This is a genomic window from Dactylosporangium sp. NPDC000555 (assembly GCF_040300025.1).
Lineage (GTDB): Bacteria > Actinomycetota > Actinomycetes > Mycobacteriales > Micromonosporaceae > Dactylosporangium.
The window spans coordinates 1-19,247 of the sequence record NZ_JBEPDB010000072.1; the positions used below are offsets into that span (position 1 = coordinate 1).

Sequence of the window (19,247 nt, forward strand, 5' to 3'; positions counted from 1 at the left end):
AAAGGCCACAGAACGGCGATGACGCAGGGTTCCCGCGACATTGCCGCGGGTGACAATCGCGCCTACCGGCAGGATCTAGGACAAAACGCCCAGCGCAGCGCGTCCTCGGATGGCGCCGTGCCGTGCTCGGCCCAGGCGACCGCCAGCGCCCCGGTGAAGGCGTCACCGGCGGCGGTGGTGTCCACCGCGTCGATCGCCGGCGCCGGCACCCGCAGCCGCAGTCCGCTCCGGTCGCCGTAGGCGGCGCCCCGGGCCCCCAGCGTCAGCACGACCGTCGGCACGAGCGTGAGCAACGCGTCCACGAGCGCGGCGGTGCCGGCGCCGGCCGGCAGACCGGCCACCACGGCCGCCTCGTGCTCGTTGACCACCAGCATGTCGACCAGGTCGAGCAGGTGCCCGGGCAGTGGCGCGGCCGGGGCGGCGTTGAGCACCACGGTCGCGCCGGCGTCCCTGGCGCAGCCGGCGGCCTCGGCGACCACCGGGAGCGGTACCTCCAGCTGGAGCAGCAGCACGTCCGCCGCGCCGATCGCCGCGCGGTCGGCGGCCTCGAGACCGGTCAGGGTGGCGTTGGCGCCGGGTGAGACGACGATACAGTTCTCCCCTGCCGCGTCGACTGTGATCAACGCGACTCCGGAGGGGCAGTTGGCGGTCCGCAGCCCGCGCACGTCGACGCCGGCGGCGACCAGGTTGTCCCGCAGCAGGCGGCCGAAGTCGTCGGAACCGACCGCACCGACGAACGCGCACGCGGCACCGGCCCGGGCGGCGGCGACGGCCTGGTTGGCGCCCTTGCCGCCCGGCACCGTGCGGAAGTCCCCGCCGAGCACCGTCTCACCGGGGCGTGGCAGTCTCGGCGTGACGACCACCAGGTCCAGGTTGACGCTGCCTACCACCACGACACCGACCGTCATGCGCGGGCCTCAGGCGCGGGAGTGCATGTCCGCAGCGGCGTGTCGATGCTGGCGACTCCGGCCCACATTCGGTACATTTGCGCAAATTACCAGCCATTATTGTCCCTTGCCACTGCACGGTCGCGGTCACCCCCTCCGGGCGATACCGTCACGATACTGTCATACCGCTGCGGCATATCGGTCATATCGATTCGGCACCGTAGCCTCTCGGTACACGTCGGCGGGCGCCGTGTCTGGAGCCCACCCGTGTGCCTTCTGCTGTGTGGCCCCCTTTGAGCGAAGGAGCACTGATCCGTGGACGTCGAACGCACCGCGCTGCCCGGAATCGGCCTGCGGCACGAGTTCGTCACCGTGAAGGGTCAGCACGCCGCGGTGGTGTCGCACGTGTCGGGCCGCCGGGACATCGTGATCTACAGCATCGACGACCCGGACACGGTGGTGGCGACGCTGTCGCTGAGCATCGACGAGGCCAACGGCTTGGCGGAGCTGCTGGGCACCGCCCGGATCGTCGAACGGCTGGCCGACCTGCAGCGGCAGGTGACCGGGCTGAAGACGGTACAGGTACCGATCACCGCCGGGTCGCCGTACGACGGGCGGTCGCTGGGCGCCACACAGGCGCGCAGCCGCTCCGGCGCGTCGATCGTGGCGGTGATCCGGGCCGGACAGATCCTGGCCAGCCCGCGTCCGGACTTCATATTCATACCCGGGGATCTGGTCGTGGTGGTCGGCACCGCTGAGGGTACCGCCGCCGTCGTCTCGATCCTCGATAACGGCTGAGCGCATGCACGGTGCCACTGCGTTGATCGAAATCGGGGCGGTCATCCTCAGCCTGGGGCTACTCGGGGCGGTCTCCGCCCGTTTCGGAATCTCACCGATCCCGCTGTACCTGCTGGCCGGGCTCGCGTTCGGCAAGGGCGGCATCCTGCCCCTGGCCACGAGCGAGGAGTTCACCGCGACCGGCGCCGAGATCGGCGTGATCCTGCTGCTGTTCACGCTGGGCCTGGAGTACACCGCCCCCGAACTGGTCGGCACGCTGCGGCACAACGCCATCGCGGGCGTGGTCGACCTGGTGCTCAACGCCGCGCCGGGGGTCGCGACGGCCCTGCTGCTCGGCTGGGGGCCGGTCGCGGCGGTCGCGCTCGGCGGCGTGACCTACGTGACCTCGTCCGGCATCACCGCGAAGGTGCTCGCCGACCTGCAGTGGCTCGGTAACCGCGAGGTCCCGGTCGTGCTGTCGCTGCTGGTGTTCGAGGACCTCACCATGGCGGTCTACCTGCCGATCCTCACCGCCCTGCTGGCCGGGGTGGGCCTGGTCGCCGGCCTCACCACGCTGGCCATCGCGGCCGCGACGATCACCGTGATCCTCGTCATCGCGCTGCGGTTCGGCCGCTACGTCGAGATGTTCGTCGCCTCGCCGAACGAAGAGGTCCTGCTGCTCAAGGCCCTGGGGCTGACGGTGCTGGTCGCCGGCGTCGCCCAGCTGCTGCAGGTCTCCGCCGCGGTCGGCGCGTTCCTGGTCGGCATCGCGCTGTCCGGGCCGCTGGCCCACACGGCCCGGGAACTGCTCAGCCCGCTGCGCGACCTGTTCGCCGCCGTGTTCTTCGTCTTCTTCGGCCTGCAGACCAACCCCGCCGCCCTGCCGCCGATGCTGGGCGTGGCGCTGCTGCTTGCCTTCGTCGGCATCATGACGAAGATCGCGACCGGCTGGTGGGCGGCCCGCCGGGCCGGCGTCAGCTCCCTCGGGCGCGCCCGGGCCGGCATCGCGCTGACCCCGCGCGGCGAGTTCAACATCGTCATCGCCGGGCTGGCGGTGGCCGCCGGGCTCAACGACAAGATCGGCCCGCTCGCCGCCGCCTACGTGCTGGTGCTCGCGGTGATGGGCCCGATCCTGGCCCGATCGCTGGAGCCACTCAACCGGTGGCGCAACCGGCGCCGCGGCACCCCGGCGGCCGACGCCGCGCGGCCTTCCGCCACCGGTCCCGATCCCGATCCCGACGAGCTGCGCATGCCCGTGTAAGGCCTTCGCCAACTCACCACCGGAGGTACGTCGTGGACACCGAGCTCGTGCAGGACGACGCAACCACGCGGCCCGGCGAACAGCCGGCGCCGCTGGACGTGACGATCGTGCTGCCGTGCTTCAACGAGGCCGCGCACGTCCGAGCCGAACTGGACCGGATCTGCGCGGCGATGGACCGGGCCGGCTACCGGTACGAGGTGCTCGCGATCGACGACGCCTCCACCGACGCCACGCTGGACGTGCTGCACCGGGCCCAGCTGTCGCTGCCGCAGGTGCAGGTGGTCGCGCTGGACCGCAACGGCGGCGCCGGCACCGTGCGGCGGCTCGGCTCGCGGATGGCCCGCGGCGAGATCGTGGTGTGGACCGACGCGGACCTGACGTACCCGAACGAGCGCATCCCGGAGCTGGTGCGACGGTTGCGCGACGACCCGGCCATCGACCAGGTGGTCGGAGCCCGCACGTCGGAGCAGGGCAGCCACCGGCTGCTGCGGATCCCGGCGAAATGGACGATCCGCAAGATCGCCGAGTGGCTCGTCGGCCAGCGCATCCCGGACCTCAACTCGGGCCTGCGCGCGTTCCGGCGCGGCGTCGCGGCTCCGTACCTGCGGCTGTTGCCGCCCGGATTCTCCTGCGTCACCACGATCACCCTGGCGTTCCTGTCCAACCAGCACGCCATCGCCTACGTGCCGATCGACTACGCCAAGCGGGCCGGCCGGTCGAAGTTCCGGTTCGTCAGCGACGCCTACCGGTACCTGCTGCAGGTGCTGCGGATGGTGATGTACTTCAACCCGCTCAAGGCGCTGATGCCGCTGGCGCTGGTGCTGCTCGGGGCGGGCGCGGCGAAGAGCGTGGTCGACGTGGCGCTGCACCCGTTGCGGCTGGCCACCAACACGGTGATGCTGTTCCTGACCGGGCTGATCATCGCCTCGATGGCGCTGCTCGCCGATCTCATCGTGCGGTCCCGCCCCGACCTGTGAGGCGGCCGGCGCCCGATCCGGGCCGGTGAGCGCGAAGCCTCACCGAGCCGGATCGGGCGAGGCGTCCGGGGCGAGCCGGGCCAGTGCGATGAGGCCCGGCCCGGTGTTCGGCGCGGCCCGCTGCGCCCACCGGAACGGCGCGGTGCCCCACCGGTGCAGCATGCCGCGCAGCGGCGCGGAGGGCTGCAACAGCCGGCCCGAGGCCGCGCTGCGCTGCGGCGCGGTCGCGGCGGCGACGGAGCGCAGTCGCCGGCGGGCCAGGCGGTTGCGGGCGGCCTCGAGCAGATACCCCAGCGGCATGCCGTAGTGGCGCAGGCGCACGTCGGTCAGGCCCGCGCCGGTCAGCAGCTCGTGCAGCCCCGCCGGGTCGTAGCGGCGGAAGTGCCCGACGAGCTCGTCGGCGGGACCGTAGCGGCGCTGGTAGGCGGGCACCGACAGCAGCAGCCAGCCGCCGGGGCGCAACCGGGCCGCCCAGGCGGCGAGCGCGGCGGCGTCGTCGTCGAGGTGCTCGAGCACCTCGAACGCGCAGACGACGTCGAAGCGGGACGCGGGGAGCTGTTCCAGGCGGATGTTGGCGACCTCGGCGACCCCGCCCGCACCGACGAGGCGCAGGCGCCGCTCGGCGACGGCGAACGACGCCGGGTCGGGTTCGATCCCGACGTAGTCGTAGCGCTGGGCGAGCCGGGCGCCGAAGCCGCCCTGGCCGCAGCCGATCTCCAGCACGTCACGCACGCCGGGCGGAAAGAGCCGCGACACGACGTCGAGGCGCAGCCAGGCGTTGAGCGACAACGGGGCCAGCCGGTCCAGCCGCGCGCCGGTCACCGCCGCGCCGCCCGGTCCAGCTCGATGAGGCTTCGCGCTGATCGATCCGGACCAGGCGCCTCCGGCCGTCCCGCCGGGGCGGCGGCGTCGGCGCCGCGACCGCTCTGCGCGAGCCGCCGCCACAGCGGCAGCGCGGCCCGGGCCGCGGTGAAGTCGCGCTCGGCCAGCCCGCGGGCGGCACCGCGGAGGCGGTCCAGCTCGGCGCGGTCGGTGGCGAGGCGGTCCAGCGCCGCCGCGAGGGCGGCAGGATCGCCGGACGGCACGAACAGCGCGGCGTCGTCGAGCGCCCGCCGCTGCGGTGCGGTGTCGGCGGTGACGATCGCGCAGCCGGCCGCGGCGCCCTGGAAGACCTTGTTGGGCACGACCCGCCGGGCCTTCGCGCCGTCGCCGAAGATGCCCAGGCACACGTCGTGGCCGGCGACGAGTGCCGGCAGCTCGCCGGCGTCGGCCCACGGCACCCACCGCACCGGCGCGCCGCCGGCCGCGCGCCGGGTGGCGTCCTCGTCCTGGCCGTGGCCGATCATCGTGAAGCGCACCGGCCGGTCGGCGAGCAGCCGGGCGGCCGCGCCGATCGCCGGCGCACCCTGCAGGGGCGTGTAGAGGCCGAAGAACACCACCCGCAGCGGGCCCGGTGGCGCGGGCGGTGTGCCCGCTCCGGCGTCGAACCACGCGTCGGGCGCGCCGACCGGGCACACCACCGCCCGCTCCCGCACGTGCCGCGGCAGGGTGTCACGCTGCTCGTCGGTGTCGACGACGACCACGTCGGCGCGGGCGAGCGCGGCGCGGTCGAGGGCGCCCAGCAACCAGTGCCGCAGCCGGCCGCCGAGGCGCCGGTCGGCCGCGATGTCCGCCGCGCCGGCCATGTGGTCCAGCACGACTGGGGTCCGGCCGAACAGCAGACGGGCCAGGTGTACGTCGAACAGGCCCAGGTAACCCACGACGATCGCGTCCAGCGGGGTCCCGCCGCGCCGCGGGCGCACGGCACGGGCCGCCCGGGCGAGGCTCCACCAGCGCCGGGCGATGCGCGCCACCAGCGGCACCGCGCGCCACGGCCGGCGCACGGCCGCCACGCGTGCGGCGGTGCCGACGCCCAGCGGCGCGTTGCACTCCAGCACCGTGGCGCCCCGCCCCCGCAGGCCCTGCGCCAGCACCAGCACCCGAGGGTGCGTTGCGGTGTCGTAGGTACCGAAAAACACGACGCGCATACCGCTCACCGTATCTGTCCCTCCACGCCGGTCGACTTGGCGTACCGATAGGCTCGGCCGATGCCCCGCCCGTCGCCGACACCCGCGCCCGCGGCGGCCGCAGGGCCGGCGGCCGAGGACCACCCGTCGCCGGATGGGGCGCCGATCCGGCTGGCCAAAGCCGTCGCTGGGCTGGCCACAGCCGTCGCGGGCAGCCCGTGGACGAGATGGGCCTTCCTGGCCGCGGCCGTGGTCGGCGGCGGTCTCGCCCTCGCGCCGCACCGTCACGCCGTCGCCGCGGCCGCCCGGGACATCGGCGCCGTAGCGGTCCTCGGCGGCGGATTCGCCGCGGTGGCCGGGCTGCTGGCCACGATGCAGGTGTGGCGGGTCGTCCTGGCCGGACTCGGCAGCGGCCTGCCACCGGTCGCCGCGGCGAAGGTCTTCTTCGTCGGGCAGCTCGGCAAGTACGTGCCCGGATCGGTGTGGCCGATCCTGGCCCAGATGGAGCTCGCCCGCGCTCACCGGGTGCCCCGGCACCGCACCGGCACCGCCGCGCTGCTGACCATGGTCGTCTCGCTGGGCGCCGGGCTGCTGACCGCGGCCGCGACGCTGCCCGCGGCGATGGCCGGTGCCGACCGGCGATACCTGTGGCTGCTCGCCGCGGTGCCGGTCGTCGCCCTCATGCTGCACCCGGCCTGCCTGCGGGCCGCCCTGACCGTCGCGCTGCGGGTGACCCGGCGGCCGCCGCCGGACCGGCCGCTGCCCGGGCGGGCCGTGCTGGCCGCCACGGGATGGGCGGTCGGGTCGTGGCTGCTGTTCGGCCTGCACATCTGGCTGCTGGTCGTACCGCTGACCCGACACCCGGGGCCGGCCGCCGCGGTGTCGGTCGGCGGGTTCGCGCTCGCCTGGTGCCTGGGCTTCCTGCTGGTCGTGGCGCCGGCCGGGGCGGGCGCCCGGGACGTGGTCCTCATCGCGCTGCTGGCCACCCAGCTCGACACCGGCGAGGCGGCCGCGGTGGCCCTGCTGTCCCGGGCGGTCATGACCGTCGCCGACCTCGTGCTGGCCGGCGGCGCCGCCACAGCAGCTCGCCGCCGGCGCGACCAGCCACAGCCCGACGCTGTCGCCTGACCCCGGGCGGTGTCCCAGGGTCACGGCCGCACCAGCCAGCACTCCAGGCGCCGCGTGTCGGTGCCGGTCGGGCGCCGCACCAGCTGGTGCTGGTCCTCCTCCTCGTCCACGTACACCACCTGCTCCAGCGGCAGCCCGTACGGCAGCAGCGACCGCGTCCAGGAGGACAGCAGCACCGGGTCCCGGCCGGTCGTGCGCACCGCCGCCACCGTGGTCCGCATGCGCTCGACGGTCGGCGACTCCAGCACCGCCACCGGCACGCCGCACTGGTTGCGTATGGTCGGCGCCCACTGCGTGTCCATGACGATCACCGAGTCCGTGGGGCGCAGCGCCGCGCAGACCGCGGTCGCCGCCTCGAGCTCGCCGAGCTCGGTGCGCAGCGGCGCGAGCTGCGCGGTGACCAGCGCGCCGGGCAGCAGCGCCGCCACCAGCACCGCGGGCAGCAAGACCCGCTTCGGCCAGGGCACCGCCGGTCGCGCCGCGGCCGAGGAACGGAGCCGCCAGAGCCGCATGCCGCGAGCGATGGCGAGGGTGGCGAACACGACGACCGCCGGGATGACCTCGACCACCAGCCGCCGGTCCGCCCAGGGATGATCCGGGGTGATCGCCGGGCGCAGCAGCGTCGCCATGCCCGACCCGGCGTACACCAGCAGCACCGGCAGCAGGCGCCAGTCCCGGCCGCGCGCGACACCCGCCGCCGCGAGCATCACCCCGGCCCACGCCAGCACGATCGCCGGCCAGCCGAGGTACCACGACACCCAGGACAGGCTCTGCTCGGCGTAGCTGCGGGTCCCGTCGACCGGCAGCCCGTGCCGCTCCTGCTGCGACGCGACGTAGTCGATCGTCGACTGTGCGGTGATCGACTGGTCGACGTACAGCAGCGGCCGCGCGGCCAGGAGCACTCCCCCGACGATCACCGCCGCCACCGCCGCGGTGGCGAGCATGCGGCGCCGGTGCGGGTCCAGCGGGAAGCTCCGGCGCCGCAGCAGCAGCGCCCCGCCCACCGTCCCGGCGGCCATGACGACCAGCAGGACGATCATGAGCCGGACGGAGGACCAGTTCAGCATCACGTACGGCAGCGTCACGTACCGGCATTCCAGGTACCCCAGCCCGCCGCCCACCGCCGTGCCGAGCAGGAACGGCCCGACGCCCGGCCGGCGGCGCAGCCACCACCAGCCCAACGCGGGCAGCACCAGCGCGAAGTCCACCGCCATGTCCAGCCGGACCAGTTCCCCGCTGGAGAGCACCAGCCCGGCGAGGCCGAGCAGCACCCCGGCCGCGCGCCGCCGCGCGGACCCCGGCCCGGCGGCGCGGGCACCGGCGCCGATCGACCAGCCGTCGGCGAGCAGGCTGAGCCCGCCGGCGAGCATCAGGCACGCCAGCGGCTCCGAGTACGTCGTCTGGCTCACCCGCAGCATCGGCCATGCCAGCGCCAGCAACGCCGCCGCCAGCAGCGCCCACCGCGGCCCGCACAGCCGCGCCGCCAGCCCGGCCACCGCCAGCACGGCGAGGCCGCCGACCAGCCCGGGCAGCACGAACATGCCGGTCCAGCCGCCGAACCAGTACCCGGCCGCCAGCAGCGTCGGCCAGCCCGTCATGAACTGCGGCACGATCAGCCCGTTCTGTACGAAGAACCCGGGGTGCGCGTAGGTGACCGAGTCGGCGGCGCCGAACGCCTCCACCGGTACCGGCGTCGTCAGCCCCGGATGCCCGCTCAGCCACAGCCCGACCTGGGCGTACGTGCCGGCGTCCCGGTGCAGTACCGCCGGCTGACTGTGCGTCGCGATGGCCAGCGCCGCGAAGGCGGCCGCCACCAGCAGCGTGCCGATCACCACCCACCACGGGACCGGACGCGCCCGCACGGCGGTCAGGTTCGGCAGCGCCCAGCGCACCAGCAGCAGCATGGCCGGCACCGCCGCGGGCAGCACCGTCCAGCGGTGGAACCCACCGAGCGCCGCCAGCGGTACCGCCACCAGCAGCCAGCCGACCAGCGCCAGCACCGGCAGTACCGAGACCATCTGCAGCAACCGGCCGGCCCGCTCGCTCGGCACGCGCACCGCACGCAGCCACCGTCCCGAGCCCGGGGCCGGCGTGTGCCGGAAGACGCCCACCAGCTTCCGGTGGGACACGGCCGGCCGGCCGCCGGCCTCGTCCACCGCGATCACACCACTCGCGCTCATCGTGCCGCTCCGTGTTCGTCGCCGTTCCTCATCCCCGTGCCCGTCGCGCCGCCGCGGGCCCGCCGCGCCGCACCGCGCTGCGGCGCGGCCCCGCCGGGCGTTGCCGAGACGCCGAGCAGGGCGTCGGCGACGCTCACGTGCACGCTCACCGACCCCGCCGGCAGCGCCAGCAGGGCCGTGGCCACCGCCGCCGACGGCGCGGCGATGCGCACGTACCCGGCGCGCTCGATGGCCACCTGCACGGCCGCGTGCACCATGGTGGCGGCGACGGCGTCCATCACCCGCACGGCGTGGGTCTCCAGCACGATTCTCGGCGGCCGGGCGGCCAGCGACCGCGCCAGGTTCACCTGCACGGTCAGCGCGGTCAGCGCCACGAACTGCCCGACGAGGCGCAGGAGTACGAACCCCTCGTGCTCCTCGCGATGCACCCGCAGGCGGGGCGCCACCGGCCGGACCTGCCTCCCGGCCGCGGGGCCGCCCGGCGGCTCCCGATCGCTCACCCGGACCACCCCGCCCACAACGCGGCCCGGCGGGCCCAATCATGCCGCCGGGGGGATCGGTCGGTGTCACCGGCGGCCGGCCGGCCGGCGCCGGTGGCACCCGGCGCCCGATCCGGGTGCCTCGGCAGCGCGGTCCGGTCGAGGCCGTCGGACAGCATCAACGCGCAGCAGACCCCGAACGCCAGCAGCGTCACGACCAGCATCAGCGGGTCGCGGGCCATGATGCTCGCCGGCACACCGCACCCGCCGGCTACCATCGCCCACGTCACCAGGCGGACCCGCCACCGGCGCACCGGCTCGTGGCGGGACAGGGCGCGCGCGAGCGCCGGATCCTCGTCGGCTAGCTGCCGCTCCAACTGCCCCAGACGCCACTGTTCATCGTCGTTGAGCACGCCGTCATCCGTTCGCCACCGACACCGGGACAATGGGACATTGTTGGCGCGAAGTACGACGAACCTACTGAGACGATATGACAAAGCCGCGACAGCGCGGGATCCACGCGCCGTAGCCGCGCCGGCGCGTACGCGAACCGCCGCCCCGATCGACGTACGGACGGTCAGGGCCGGATCGTCCACCCGCACGAACCCGGAAGTGATCGGCGGACCGGGCAGCATCCGGCGTCGATCGTCCAGTCGGCGCAGCCTGGCCGCCGGGCGACGCGCGTCTGGCACGAAGGCACGGCGCGCCTGTTCGGCGCCGGCCGGGAATCGTGGTGGGCTTCGGACCGGGCCGGCCACGGCGGCAAGTGGCATCCACCGGATCCACTGTCCTCCGCAGCACGGCAGCCGCCCGGCCGGCCCACACACCCCGGCGCCCGGCCACGCGACCCGGTGGCCGCGATGAAATCGGGACCTTAGGCCTGGCGGGACGCGACGATGGGCGGGTAAGAAGGAGTACATGATCCGGGTGTTTCTGCTCGATGACCACGAGGTGGTCCGCTTCGGCCTGCGCGAGATGCTCGAGCGCGAGGGCGACATCGAGGTCGTCGGCGAGTCTGGCTCGGCGGTCGAGGCCACGCACCGCATTCCGGCGCTGCGGCCGCACGTCGCCGTCCTCGACGGCCGGCTGCCCGACGGCAGCGGCATCGACGTGTGCCGCGACGTCCGGTCGGTCGACCCGTCGATCAACGCGCTCATCCTCACGTCCTACGACGACGACGAGGCGCTCTTCGCGGCGATCATGGCGGGCGCGTCGGGGTATGTGCTCAAGCAGATCCACGGCACCGACCTGGTCGACGCCGTGCGCCGGGTCGCGGCCGGGCAGTCGCTGCTCGACCCCGCCGTCACCGCCCGGGTGCTCGAGCGCATCCGGCGCGGCCCGGAGCAGCCGGACGAGTTCAAGGACCTCACCGACCAGGAGCGCAAGATCCTCCTGCTGGTGGCGGAGGGGCTGACCAACCGGGAGATCGCCGAGCGGATGTTCCTGGCCGAGAAGACCGTCAAGAACTATGTCTCCAGCCTCCTGGCCAAGCTGGGCCTGGAGCGGCGCACGCAGGCGGCGGTGCTGGCGTCGCGGCTGTTACAAAAGAAGCCGTGACACTGCCGCTGCCGGAACTGTCCCGGGTCGACCTCGACGCCCTGCTGCAGGAGCTTCTCGCCCGCGTCGGCGAGGTGATGACCAGCCGGGAGCGGCTGCGGGCGCTGCTCGACGCGGTCGTCGGCATCGGCTCCGACCTCGACCTGCGCAGCACCCTGGAGCGCATCGTCGAGGCCGCCTGCCGGCTCGCCGACGCGCGGTACGGCGCGCTGGGCGTCATCGGCACGGACCGGATGCTGGTTGAGTTCATCAACCACGGCATCAGCGACGGGGAGCGCGCCTCGATCGGTGACCTGCCCCGCGGCCACGGCGTGCTCGGCCTGCTCATCGACGAGCCCCGCCCGATCCGGCTGGAGGACATCACCAAACACCCGCGCGCCTACGGGTTCCCGCCCAACCACCCGCCGATGCACAGCTTCCTCGGGGTTCCGGTGCGCATCCGGGAGCAGGTGTTCGGGAATCTGTACCTCGCGGAGAAGCGCGGCGGCGAGCAGTTCACGCAGGACGACGAGGACCTCGTGGCGGCGCTGTCGGTGGCGGCCGGCGCGGCGATCGACAACGCCCGCCTCTACGCGCAGGCCGAGCGGCGGCAGCGCTGGCTGGTCGCCGCGGCCGAGATCACGGCGGTGCTGCTGGGCGAGGTCCGCCGCACCGAGGCCCTCGCCCTCGTCGCGGCACGGGCCCGCGAGGTCGCCGGCGCCGAGCTGGCCATGGTCCTGCTCGCGGGGGACGACGGCGAGCGGCTCACCGTCGAGGTCGCCTCCGGCGGCCCGGACGGCGCCGCCGGCTGGTCGATCCCGGTCGCCGGCAGCGAGTTCGCCGAGGTGCTCCAGCACCGGCACGTCGCCGTCATCACCGACCTCGGCACCGCCGCGAACTGGCCGATCCTGCTGCCCACGGGCACCGCCCTGCTGGTGCCGCTCGCCGTCGGCGGCGTGGCCCTCGGCGCGCTGGTGGTCGCGTTCGGCAAGGACGGCACCCCGATCACGGAGGGCATGGAGCTCGCCATGGTCGAGACCTTCGCCGGGCAGGCCGCCCTGGCCCTGGAGCGGGCCCGGGCCCAGGACGAGCGCGAGATGCTCGCCGTGGTCGGCGACCGCGAGCGCATCGCCCGCGACCTGCACGACGTGGTCATCCAGCGGCTCTTCGCCGCCGGCATGCAGCTGCAGGCCGCCGCGTACCGAGCCGGCCAGGACGACGTGCGCGAGCGCATCGGCCGCGTCACCGAGGACCTCGACACGACGATCCGGGACATCCGCGGCGCGATCTTCGAGCTGCGCGGCGCGGCCCAGCACAGCCTGCGCAAGGAGATCCGCGACCTGATCGAGGAGGCCACGCCGGCGCTCGGCTTCCGCCCCGTCCTGCACATCGACGGGCCGATCGACACAGCCGTGCCCGACCCCGCCCGCACGGCCCTGATGGCGGTGCTGCGGGAGTCGTTGAGCAACGTCGCCAAGCACGCCCACGCCGCCGCGGCCCGCGTGACGATCACGGCCGGCGGCGGAGGGCTCGACCTCGTCGTCGAGGACGACGGCCGCGGCCCGGCCAAGAGCCTCGACGCGGATCCGGCGACCGGCGATGCGACCGGTAATGGCCTGCCGAACATGCGCGCCCGCGCCGTCGATCTCGGCGGCGACTGCACCGTCGGGCCGGCCACCGGCGGCGGCACCCGGGTGGCCTGGCGCGTGCCGATCTGAGGCCCAACGCGGGACCTTCGCCCCTGAACGCGGCCGGGGCGGACGCGGCACGGTAATGGGAGTCAGCCATCCCGTCTACCGAGGAGCACGCCATGGTTGCGATCCACTACACCGGCGCCGGTGCGGCGGTGCGGCTCGGTGAGGTCTCCCGGGCCCTGACGCGGGCGGCCCTGGCCGCCATGGAGGCGCCGTCGTTCCACAACACCCAGCCGTGGCGCTGGCACATCGACGGCGAGCGCGCGGAGCTCACCGCGGACCATCGCCGCCGGCTGCCGGACGACCCGGACGAGCGACAGGTGACCATCAGCTGCGGCGCGGCGCTGCACCACGCGCTCGTCGTGCTCGCCGCCGACGGCATCGGGGTCGAGGTCGACCGCTGCGCGCAGCCGCGCGTCCCGGGTCCGGTGGCGGTCCTGCGGTACACCGGTCCGGCCGCCCGAGAGCCGCGCGCGGAACGGCTGCGCCGCGCCATCGCGGTGCGCCGCACCGACCGGCGCACCATCGCCGACGAGCCGGTCCCCGTCGCCACGGTACGCCTGCTGCGGGCCGTCGCCGAGGACGCCGGCGCCCACCTGCACCTGCTCGCCGGCCCGGAGGCGGCCGAGGCGACGGCCCCGTATGCCCGGCGCGCCGTCATCACCACGGCCGGCGACCGGCCCCACGACTGGCTGGTCGCCGGCGAGGCGCTCTCGGCGGTGATCCTCAACGCCGCCGCCGAGGGGCTGGCGACCTCGGCGGAGGCCTGCCCGCCGACGGCCGTCCCGCCGTGGCTGCGGCGGAGCCTGCCGCCCGGCGCCGGCTGCCCGGCCGCCCTGGTCCGCTTCGGCGTGGCCGGGCGGATCGGCGCCGTGCCGAGGCCGCCGCTGCGCCCGGCCGCCGAGGTGATCGAGGTCGTCGCCCGCGACGCGTTCTGACACCGGATGCCGCACCGGTGTCACGGCCCCCGGAAACGGGACTTTCGGCACTGGCCGCCGGTCCGCCGCGGTCGCACAGTGATGCGGTCCGCACCGCAGGAGGGGGTATCGCCATGTCGGACACGCGTACCGCGGCCGGCACCGTCGAGGTACTGCACCGTGGCGCCGTGCAGGCCGAGGAGCTCGAGTCGGCCCGGGCGATGTTCGCCGCGGTGGCGGCCCGCCACGCCGTGACCGGCGGCGTCCGCGTCCGGCTGACGGCGGCGCCGTGCCCGGGCGGCCCGATGATCGTCCAGGCCAACCTGCGGGTGTTCGGCGCGCCCGCGCGCATCCAGGTGCCCGGGCCCTCCCCCGCGACGGCGCTCGCCGCCGGCGCGGTGCGGCTGGAACGCCAGATCCGCCGGCTGACCACGACCTGGGAGCCGTGGCCGTGGCCCGACCCCGAACGCCGCGCACTCGCCGTGCCCGGCCAGGCGCGGATCACCCGGCGCAAGCCGATCCGGCCGCACCGGCGCAGCAGCTGCCAGGCCGGGGCGTACCTCGCCGCGATGGACTACGACGCGTACCTGTTCACCGACGCCGAGACCGGCGAGGAAGCGCTCGTCCACCGCGCCGGGCCGACCGGGCTGCAGCTGTCCCGGCAGCGCAGCATGCACCCGCCCGCCGTGCGCGGCGCCCCGATGCCGACCGTCAACCCGCGCCGCACGCCCGTGCTGACCCCGAACGAGGCCGTCGCCCACCTGACGGACGGCTGGCTGCCGTTCCTGTTCTTCACCGAGGCGCGGACCGGCCGCGGCAACCTGGTGTACCGCCGCTACGACGGCGGCGCGGGGCTGATCACCCCGGCCGGGTAGGCGCTTCGGCCCGGGCGGCTCAGGCGAACCGCGTGCCGTGCAGCACGGCGGCGCCGCGGAACCGCTCCGCCGCCAGGTCGGCCAGGGCGGCGTCCGCCTCGGCCAGGGGATATCCGGTGACGCTCACCCGCAGCCGGTGCCGGCGTGCGATCTCGAGGAACTGCCGGCCGTCCTCGCGGGTGTTCGCCGTCACGCTGCACAGCCGCCGCTCCTGGAAGAGATGCTCGGCGTAGTGCAGCGGCGGGATGTCGGTCAGGTGGATCCCGGCGATCGCCAGCGTCCCGCCGCGGTCCAGCGTGGCCAGCGCCGGGGGCACCAGGGTGCCGACCGGGGCGAACAGGATCGCGGCGTCGAGCGGCTCGGGCGGCGGGCCGGCGGCCGAGGCCGACGCGGCGCCGAGGGACAGCGCCAGCTCCCGGGCGGCCCCGGAGCGCGTGACCACGTGCACGGTGGCGCCCTCGGCGATCGCGACCTGCGCGGCGAGATGCGCCGAGGCGCCGAAGCCGTAGACGCCCAGCCGCCCGCCCGGCGGCAGCTCGCAGCGGCGCAGCGCCCGGTAGCCGATGATCCCGGCGCACAGCAGCGGCGCGACCTCGTCGTCCGTGTATCCGTCCGGCAGCCGGTACACGTAGGCGGCGGGGGCGACGCAGAACTCGGCGTACCCGCCGTCGGCGTCCCACCCGGTGTACCGCGAGTTGGGGCACAGGTTCTCCGCGCCGCGCCGGCAGTACCGGCAGATGCCGCACGTCCGGCGCAGCCAGGCCACCCCGACCCGGTCACCCGCCGCCGGCTCGGACACGCTCGCGCCCAGCCGCTCCACCGTGCCGACCACCTCGTGGCCGGGAACGGTGCCCGACCGGCGCGGCGGCAGGTCGCCCTCGGCCAGGTGCAGGTCGGTGCGGCAGACCGCGCACGCGCGCACCCGGATCAGCACCTCGTCGTCGGCCGGCTCCGGGATCGGCAGCGTCACCCGGCGCAGCGGACGGGTCGCGATCGGACCGGGCCGGCCGACCTGCCAGGCGGTCATCGTCTCCATCAGATTCCTCCAAGGGGGACCGTCACCGCCGGCCCGCGACCGCCCGTTTCGCGGCGAAGAAGGCGCGCAGGCGATCGATCGGCCAGGTGTTGACGACGTCGGCGGCGGTGAGCCAGCCCCGCTGGGCGGTGCCGATGCCATAGCGCAGGTGATCCAGGTGTACCGGTGCGTGCGCGTCGGTGTCGATGGCGAACTTGGCGCCGAGGCGCCGGGCGCGCAGGATGAGCTCGTCGGGCAGGTCCAGCCGGTCGGGAAAGGCGTTGATCTCCAGCACCGTGCCGGTGCGGGCCGCGGCGGCGAAGACCGCGTCGTAGTCCGCGTCCAGGGGCGGCCGCTTGCCGATCAGGCGGGTCGTCGGGTGGCCGAGGATCGTGACGAACGGGTTCTCGCAGGCGCGCACGAGCCGCCGGGTGAGCTCGCCCGCCGCCTGCGTGAAGTGCGAGTGCACCGAGGCCACGCAGACATCGAACCCGCTCAGGAACGCGTCGTCCCAGTCCAGTTCGCCGTCCGGGCCGATGTTGAGCTCCGTGCCGTGCAGCAGCACCGGCCCGTCCGGCGAGGCCAGCTCGCGCAGCCGTTCGCGCTGGGCGAGCATCTTCTCGTCGGTCATGCGCTGCATGGGCATGTTCTTCGCGTGGTCGGTGACCGCGTAGTACTCGTAGCCTCGCTCCCGGGCCGCGGCGACCATCTCGGCGAGCGGCGCGACACCGTCGGTGAGGTCGGTGTGCGTGTGCAGGTCGCCGCGGATGTCGGCGCCGGTCACCAGGTCCGGCAGCGTTCCCTCCCGGGCCGCCGCGATCTCGCCCCGGTCCTCCCGCAGCGGGGGCGGAATCCACTGCAGGCCGAGCCGCGCGTACACCTCCTCCTCGGACCGGGCGGCGACGAGGCAGCCGTCCACGATGCGGAACAGCCCGTACTCGGAGAGCTTGAACCCGGCGCGGGCGGCGAGCTCGCGCAGGCGCACGTTGTGGGCCTTGGCCCCGGTGAAGTACTGCAGCGCCGCGCCCCACGACACGGCCTCGACCACCCGCAGGTCCACCTGCAGGTCGCCGCGGAGCCGGACCGAGGACTTCGTCGGCCCGCGGGCCAGCACGTCGACGACCTCCGGCAGCCGCGTGAAGGCGTCCATCAGCGCGCCCGGCTCCACCGCCGCGGCGAGGACGTCGACGTCGCCGATGCTCTCGCGGAACCGGCGCAGCGAGCCGGCCCAGGTGCACCGCAGGCATCCCGGCACGCCGCACAGCACGGCGACGATCCGCTCCGCGGCGTCCGTCGCCGCCGAGATGAGGGTGCGGCCGTGGCTGCGCTCGAGCAGGTCGATGCCGTGCAGGATGTTCTCGGCCGCCCTCGCACCGAAACCCCGGCGGCCGCTGAGCCGGCCGGCGAGGATCGCGTCGCGCAGCCCGTCGATGGAGGCGACGCCCAGTTCCTCGTGCAGTTGCACGGCACGTTTCGGTCCGAGCGTCGGGATCCGGGTCAGTTCCAGGACGCCGGACGGCACCTTGGTCCGCAGCGCGTCCACCGCGGCGATGTGGCCGGTGCGCAGATACTCGGCGACCTTGCCGGCGATCGACGCGCCGACGTTGGGAATCCGCCGCAGCCCGTCGGTGTCCAGGCCGGCGACGTCGACCGGGTGACCGGCGACGGCCCGGGCCGCCTTCTCGTACACGCGAGCCTTGAACGCCTCGTCCCCGCCGCTCACGGCGATCAGGTCGGCGTACTCCTGCAGCAGCGCCGCGACGGTGTCGTTCGTCCGCGCCATCAGCCCAGCGTAGGCAGCCCGATTTCGCGGTCGCCAGGCCCGGCCGCTCAGGTGGAGGCGTCCCCCGCGCGCGCCGCCTCGATCCTGCAGTCGGAGCCCGGAAACAGCAGCGCCTCGTGCTGGGTGTCGAGCCAGCGCACGACGTATGGCGGTGTGCCGTCGTCCCTTCTGACCGCGGTGATGACGCCGATACGCCGGTGGTCACCGACCCGCTTGCCCTGTTCGATGATTCGGTCGCCCACGTGCGCTCTCATCGGCCGTCCCTTCGCCGTCGTACCCGGTCGTGGTGCCGGTGGCAACGATTCCCCGGCCGTCGCGTCCTATGCCGCCGCGGCACCGGTCTCTGCGGCCGGCGACGCCGGGAGACGCCGGGACTTTCGGCCCTGCGACCGGCGCGCCGGCGCGAGGGAGCATTGGCAGTGGAGTACCCGTTCGGCACGGGAGGAGACGATTTCGTCATGGCCACCGTGAAACGCTGGACGGTCGACGTGCTCATCGACGAGCACGGCGGGCGTACGCACGCGGAGGCGCGCCTGCACAGCGGCGAGACCGCTCGGCTCACCGGCATCGGGAACGCACGGCTGAATCCGGCCGACACCGACGTCCCGGCGATCGGCGACGAACTCGCCGCGGCGCGGGCGCTGTCGGACCTGGGCCACCAACTGCTGGTGACCACCGCCGCCGACCTTCGGGCCGCCGTCGGGCACCCCGTGCGCCTCGGCGCGTGAAGGTCGGGCGCCGGCACCGGTGACGCCGGTGCCGGCAAGGTGGCGGCGCGGCGGCGCCGCGCGGGACGGAGGTTCCCGATGGCTTACGAATTCGGGCCGGTCGTCGTCGGCGTCGACGGATCGGCACACAGCATCGGCGCGCTGCGCTGGGGCGCCGACGAGGCCTGCCGGTGGACCCGCATGCTCCAGGCCGTGGCCGTGCTGCCGGCGGACGGTGCGGCCGGGCCGGCCCGGCGGGACATCGCGGCGGAGGCGGCGGCCGAGGCCCGGCGCTGGCGGGTCGGGGTGGCGGCCGAGGCCGCCACCCGCTACGGGTCCCCGGTGGCGGTCCTGCGCGAACTCGCGGCCGAGGCGCGGCTGCTCGTGGTCGGTGGCCGCGGCGCCGGCGGGGACGGCGACAGGGCCCTGGGCTCCGTCAGCCAGGCGCTCGGCACCCGGGCGGACGCCCCGGTGCTGATCGTGCACGACGCCCGGAGATGGGCCGGCGCCGACGCGGCGCTGCCCCGCTGCGGGCCGGTCGTCGTCGGGTTCGACGGCTCGGACTCGGCCCGGCGCGCCCTGCGCCTCGCCTTCGAGGAGGCGTCCGTCCGCTGCAGCCGGCTCGTCGTCGTGCAGGCCTGGCCGCACCCACGGCTGTGGCACCCGGGATCGGTGCGCGGCGCCGACCTCAGCGCCGACGACACCCTCGTCCGGGAGGCGCTGCAGGATGCCGCCGCGCCCTGGTGCGCCAGGTACCCGCTGCTCGACGTCGAGGTGCGCAGCGAGCCGGGCGACCCGGTGGACGCGCTCGCCGTGGTGTCGCAGTGGGCGGGTCTGCTGGTCCTCGGCACCCGGTGCCCGGCCGACCGCGTCCAGCCGCCGAACCCTTCGGTGACGGACCGGGTCCTGCGGGTCGCCGCCTGTCCCGTCCTCATCGCCCACGGCCCGAGCCGGGCTCCCGCCGAGCCGGTCGTCGCCCCCGCCATGACCACCACGTGAGGCGGCCGGCGGGGCGGTGACCGCCT

The 19,247-nt window shown here is 75.0% G+C and carries 19 protein-coding genes; 10 read left to right on the forward strand and 9 right to left on the reverse strand.

The window, feature by feature from the left end; genetic code table 11:
- Positions 1-62: 62 nt before the first annotated feature.
- A complete protein-coding gene (locus ABT297_RS32320) occupies positions 63-908 on the reverse strand; it encodes a ribokinase (protein ID WP_350556202.1) in 846 nt (281 codons plus the stop codon).
- A gap of 294 nt (positions 909-1,202) precedes the next feature.
- On the opposite strand from ABT297_RS32320, the gene ABT297_RS32325 reads away from it, so the two are divergent.
- From ABT297_RS32325 to ABT297_RS32335, 3 genes are read left to right on the forward strand one after another with little or no spacing between them, the layout of a single operon-like run.
- Entirely contained in the window at positions 1,203-1,685 is a 483-nt protein-coding gene (locus ABT297_RS32325) for a cation:proton antiporter regulatory subunit (RefSeq protein ID WP_350556203.1), read from the forward strand.
- Positions 1,686-1,689: 4 nt separating this feature from the next.
- Positions 1,690-2,925: a cation:proton antiporter gene (locus ABT297_RS32330; protein ID WP_350556204.1), complete on the forward strand. Its 1,236-nt coding sequence runs from the start codon at positions 1,690-1,692 to the stop codon at positions 2,923-2,925.
- A 32-nt stretch (positions 2,926-2,957) separates the two neighbouring features.
- Positions 2,958-3,902: a glycosyltransferase family 2 protein gene (locus tag ABT297_RS32335; protein WP_350556205.1), complete on the forward strand. Its 945-nt coding sequence runs from the start codon at positions 2,958-2,960 to the stop codon at positions 3,900-3,902.
- A 39-nt stretch (positions 3,903-3,941) separates the two neighbouring features.
- Here the strand turns inward: ABT297_RS32335 and ABT297_RS32340 are convergent, their stop codons facing one another.
- Entirely contained in the window at positions 3,942-4,724 is a 783-nt protein-coding gene (locus tag ABT297_RS32340) for a class I SAM-dependent methyltransferase (protein WP_350556206.1), read from the reverse strand.
- Positions 4,721-5,929: a glycosyltransferase gene (locus ABT297_RS32345; RefSeq protein WP_350556207.1), complete on the reverse strand. Its 1,209-nt coding sequence runs from the start codon at positions 5,927-5,929 to the stop codon at positions 4,721-4,723. Before ABT297_RS32345 ends, ABT297_RS32340 begins: the two co-directional genes overlap by 4 nt.
- Positions 5,930-5,989: 60 nt before the next feature.
- Here ABT297_RS32345 and ABT297_RS32350 point away from each other — a divergent pair, with 60 nt between their 5' ends.
- On the forward strand, positions 5,990-7,036 hold the full coding sequence (locus ABT297_RS32350) for a lysylphosphatidylglycerol synthase domain-containing protein (protein ID WP_350556208.1): 1,047 nt from the start codon (positions 5,990-5,992) through the stop codon (positions 7,034-7,036).
- 20 nt (positions 7,037-7,056) lie between these two features.
- Here ABT297_RS32350 and ABT297_RS32355 read toward each other — a convergent pair whose 3' ends face one another.
- The 3 genes from ABT297_RS32355 to ABT297_RS32365 are packed head-to-tail and all read right to left on the reverse strand — an operon-like array spanning position 7,057 to position 10,108.
- Positions 7,057-9,216 (reverse strand): hypothetical protein, encoded by a 2,160-nt coding sequence (locus ABT297_RS32355; RefSeq protein WP_350556209.1) that lies wholly within the window; start codon positions 9,214-9,216, stop codon positions 7,057-7,059.
- Positions 9,213-9,716 carry an STAS domain-containing protein gene (locus ABT297_RS32360; RefSeq protein ID WP_350556210.1) on the reverse strand — a complete coding sequence of 168 codons (504 nt, stop codon included), beginning with the start codon at positions 9,714-9,716 and terminating at the stop codon, positions 9,213-9,215. Before ABT297_RS32360 ends, ABT297_RS32355 begins: the two co-directional genes overlap by 4 nt.
- Positions 9,713-10,108 carry a DUF3040 domain-containing protein gene (locus ABT297_RS32365; protein WP_350556211.1) on the reverse strand — a complete coding sequence of 132 codons (396 nt, stop codon included), beginning with the start codon at positions 10,106-10,108 and terminating at the stop codon, positions 9,713-9,715. The genes ABT297_RS32360 and ABT297_RS32365 overlap by 4 nt, the downstream gene beginning before the upstream one ends.
- A gap of 505 nt (positions 10,109-10,613) precedes the next feature.
- Between ABT297_RS32365 and ABT297_RS32370 the strand changes: the two genes are divergently transcribed.
- The 4 genes from ABT297_RS32370 (at position 10,614) to ABT297_RS32385 (ending at position 14,717) form a co-directional block, all read left to right on the forward strand.
- Entirely contained in the window at positions 10,614-11,252 is a 639-nt protein-coding gene (locus ABT297_RS32370; RefSeq protein ID WP_350556212.1) for a response regulator, read from the forward strand.
- Positions 11,253-11,260: 8 nt separating this feature from the next.
- Positions 11,261-12,949 (forward strand): GAF domain-containing sensor histidine kinase, encoded by a 1,689-nt coding sequence (locus ABT297_RS32375; protein ID WP_350556229.1) that lies wholly within the window; start codon positions 11,261-11,263, stop codon positions 12,947-12,949.
- Positions 12,950-13,041: 92 nt separating this feature from the next.
- Entirely contained in the window at positions 13,042-13,863 is an 822-nt protein-coding gene (locus ABT297_RS32380) for a hypothetical protein (protein WP_350556213.1), read from the forward strand.
- Between the two features lie 113 nt (positions 13,864-13,976).
- Positions 13,977-14,717: a sigma 54 modulation/S30EA ribosomal C-terminal domain-containing protein gene (locus ABT297_RS32385; RefSeq protein ID WP_350556214.1), complete on the forward strand. Its 741-nt coding sequence runs from the start codon at positions 13,977-13,979 to the stop codon at positions 14,715-14,717.
- 19 nt (positions 14,718-14,736) lie between these two features.
- Here the strand turns inward: ABT297_RS32385 and ABT297_RS32390 are convergent, their stop codons facing one another.
- The 3 genes from ABT297_RS32390 to ABT297_RS32400 are packed head-to-tail and all read right to left on the reverse strand — an operon-like array spanning position 14,737 to position 17,769.
- Positions 14,737-15,753, reverse strand: a complete 1,017-nt coding sequence (locus ABT297_RS32390; protein ID WP_350556215.1) for a zinc-binding alcohol dehydrogenase family protein — start codon at positions 15,751-15,753, stop codon at positions 14,737-14,739.
- Positions 15,754-15,775: 22 nt separating this feature from the next.
- Positions 15,776-17,515, reverse strand: coding sequence for a DNA polymerase/3'-5' exonuclease PolX (polX, locus tag ABT297_RS32395; RefSeq protein WP_350556216.1), 1,740 nt, complete (start codon positions 17,513-17,515; stop codon positions 15,776-15,778).
- 47 nt (positions 17,516-17,562) lie between these two features.
- Positions 17,563-17,769, reverse strand: coding sequence for a DUF1918 domain-containing protein (locus tag ABT297_RS32400; RefSeq protein ID WP_350556217.1), 207 nt, complete (start codon positions 17,767-17,769; stop codon positions 17,563-17,565).
- Positions 17,770-17,973: 204 nt separating this feature from the next.
- Between ABT297_RS32400 and ABT297_RS32405 the strand changes: the two genes are divergently transcribed.
- Both ABT297_RS32405 and ABT297_RS32410 read left to right on the forward strand, forming a co-directional pair.
- Positions 17,974-18,243, forward strand: a complete 270-nt coding sequence (locus tag ABT297_RS32405; RefSeq protein ID WP_350556218.1) for a DUF1876 domain-containing protein — start codon at positions 17,974-17,976, stop codon at positions 18,241-18,243.
- 78 nt (positions 18,244-18,321) lie between these two features.
- Positions 18,322-19,221 carry a universal stress protein gene (locus ABT297_RS32410; protein ID WP_350556219.1) on the forward strand — a complete coding sequence of 300 codons (900 nt, stop codon included), beginning with the start codon at positions 18,322-18,324 and terminating at the stop codon, positions 19,219-19,221.
- The last annotated feature ends 26 nt before the right edge of the window (positions 19,222-19,247 follow it).

Excerpts from the sequence above, each read along its gene's own strand:
- ABT297_RS32380 (WP_350556213.1), top strand. The coding sequence starts at position 13,042 with ATGGTTGCGATCCACTACACCGGCGCCGGTGCGGCGGTGCGGCTCGGT.
- ABT297_RS32350 (WP_350556208.1), top strand. The coding sequence starts at position 5,990 with ATGCCCCGCCCGTCGCCGACACCCGCGCCCGCGGCGGCCGCAGGGCCG.
- ABT297_RS32345 (WP_350556207.1), bottom strand. The coding sequence starts at position 5,929 with ATGCGCGTCGTGTTTTTCGGTACCTACGACACCGCAACGCACCCTCGG.
- ABT297_RS32370 (WP_350556212.1), top strand. The coding sequence starts at position 10,614 with ATGATCCGGGTGTTTCTGCTCGATGACCACGAGGTGGTCCGCTTCGGC.
- polX (WP_350556216.1), bottom strand. The coding sequence starts at position 17,515 with ATGGCGCGGACGAACGACACCGTCGCGGCGCTGCTGCAGGAGTACGCC.
- ABT297_RS32400 (WP_350556217.1), bottom strand. The coding sequence starts at position 17,769 with ATGAGAGCGCACGTGGGCGACCGAATCATCGAACAGGGCAAGCGGGTC.
- ABT297_RS32385 (WP_350556214.1), top strand. The coding sequence starts at position 13,977 with ATGTCGGACACGCGTACCGCGGCCGGCACCGTCGAGGTACTGCACCGT.
- ABT297_RS32330 (WP_350556204.1), top strand. The coding sequence starts at position 1,690 with ATGCACGGTGCCACTGCGTTGATCGAAATCGGGGCGGTCATCCTCAGC.
- ABT297_RS32355 (WP_350556209.1), bottom strand. The coding sequence starts at position 9,216 with ATGAGCGCGAGTGGTGTGATCGCGGTGGACGAGGCCGGCGGCCGGCCG.
- ABT297_RS32390 (WP_350556215.1), bottom strand. The coding sequence starts at position 15,753 with ATGGAGACGATGACCGCCTGGCAGGTCGGCCGGCCCGGTCCGATCGCG.
- ABT297_RS32320 (WP_350556202.1), bottom strand. The coding sequence starts at position 908 with ATGACGGTCGGTGTCGTGGTGGTAGGCAGCGTCAACCTGGACCTGGTG.
- ABT297_RS32410 (WP_350556219.1), top strand. The coding sequence starts at position 18,322 with ATGGCTTACGAATTCGGGCCGGTCGTCGTCGGCGTCGACGGATCGGCA.
- ABT297_RS32405 (WP_350556218.1), top strand. The coding sequence starts at position 17,974 with ATGGCCACCGTGAAACGCTGGACGGTCGACGTGCTCATCGACGAGCAC.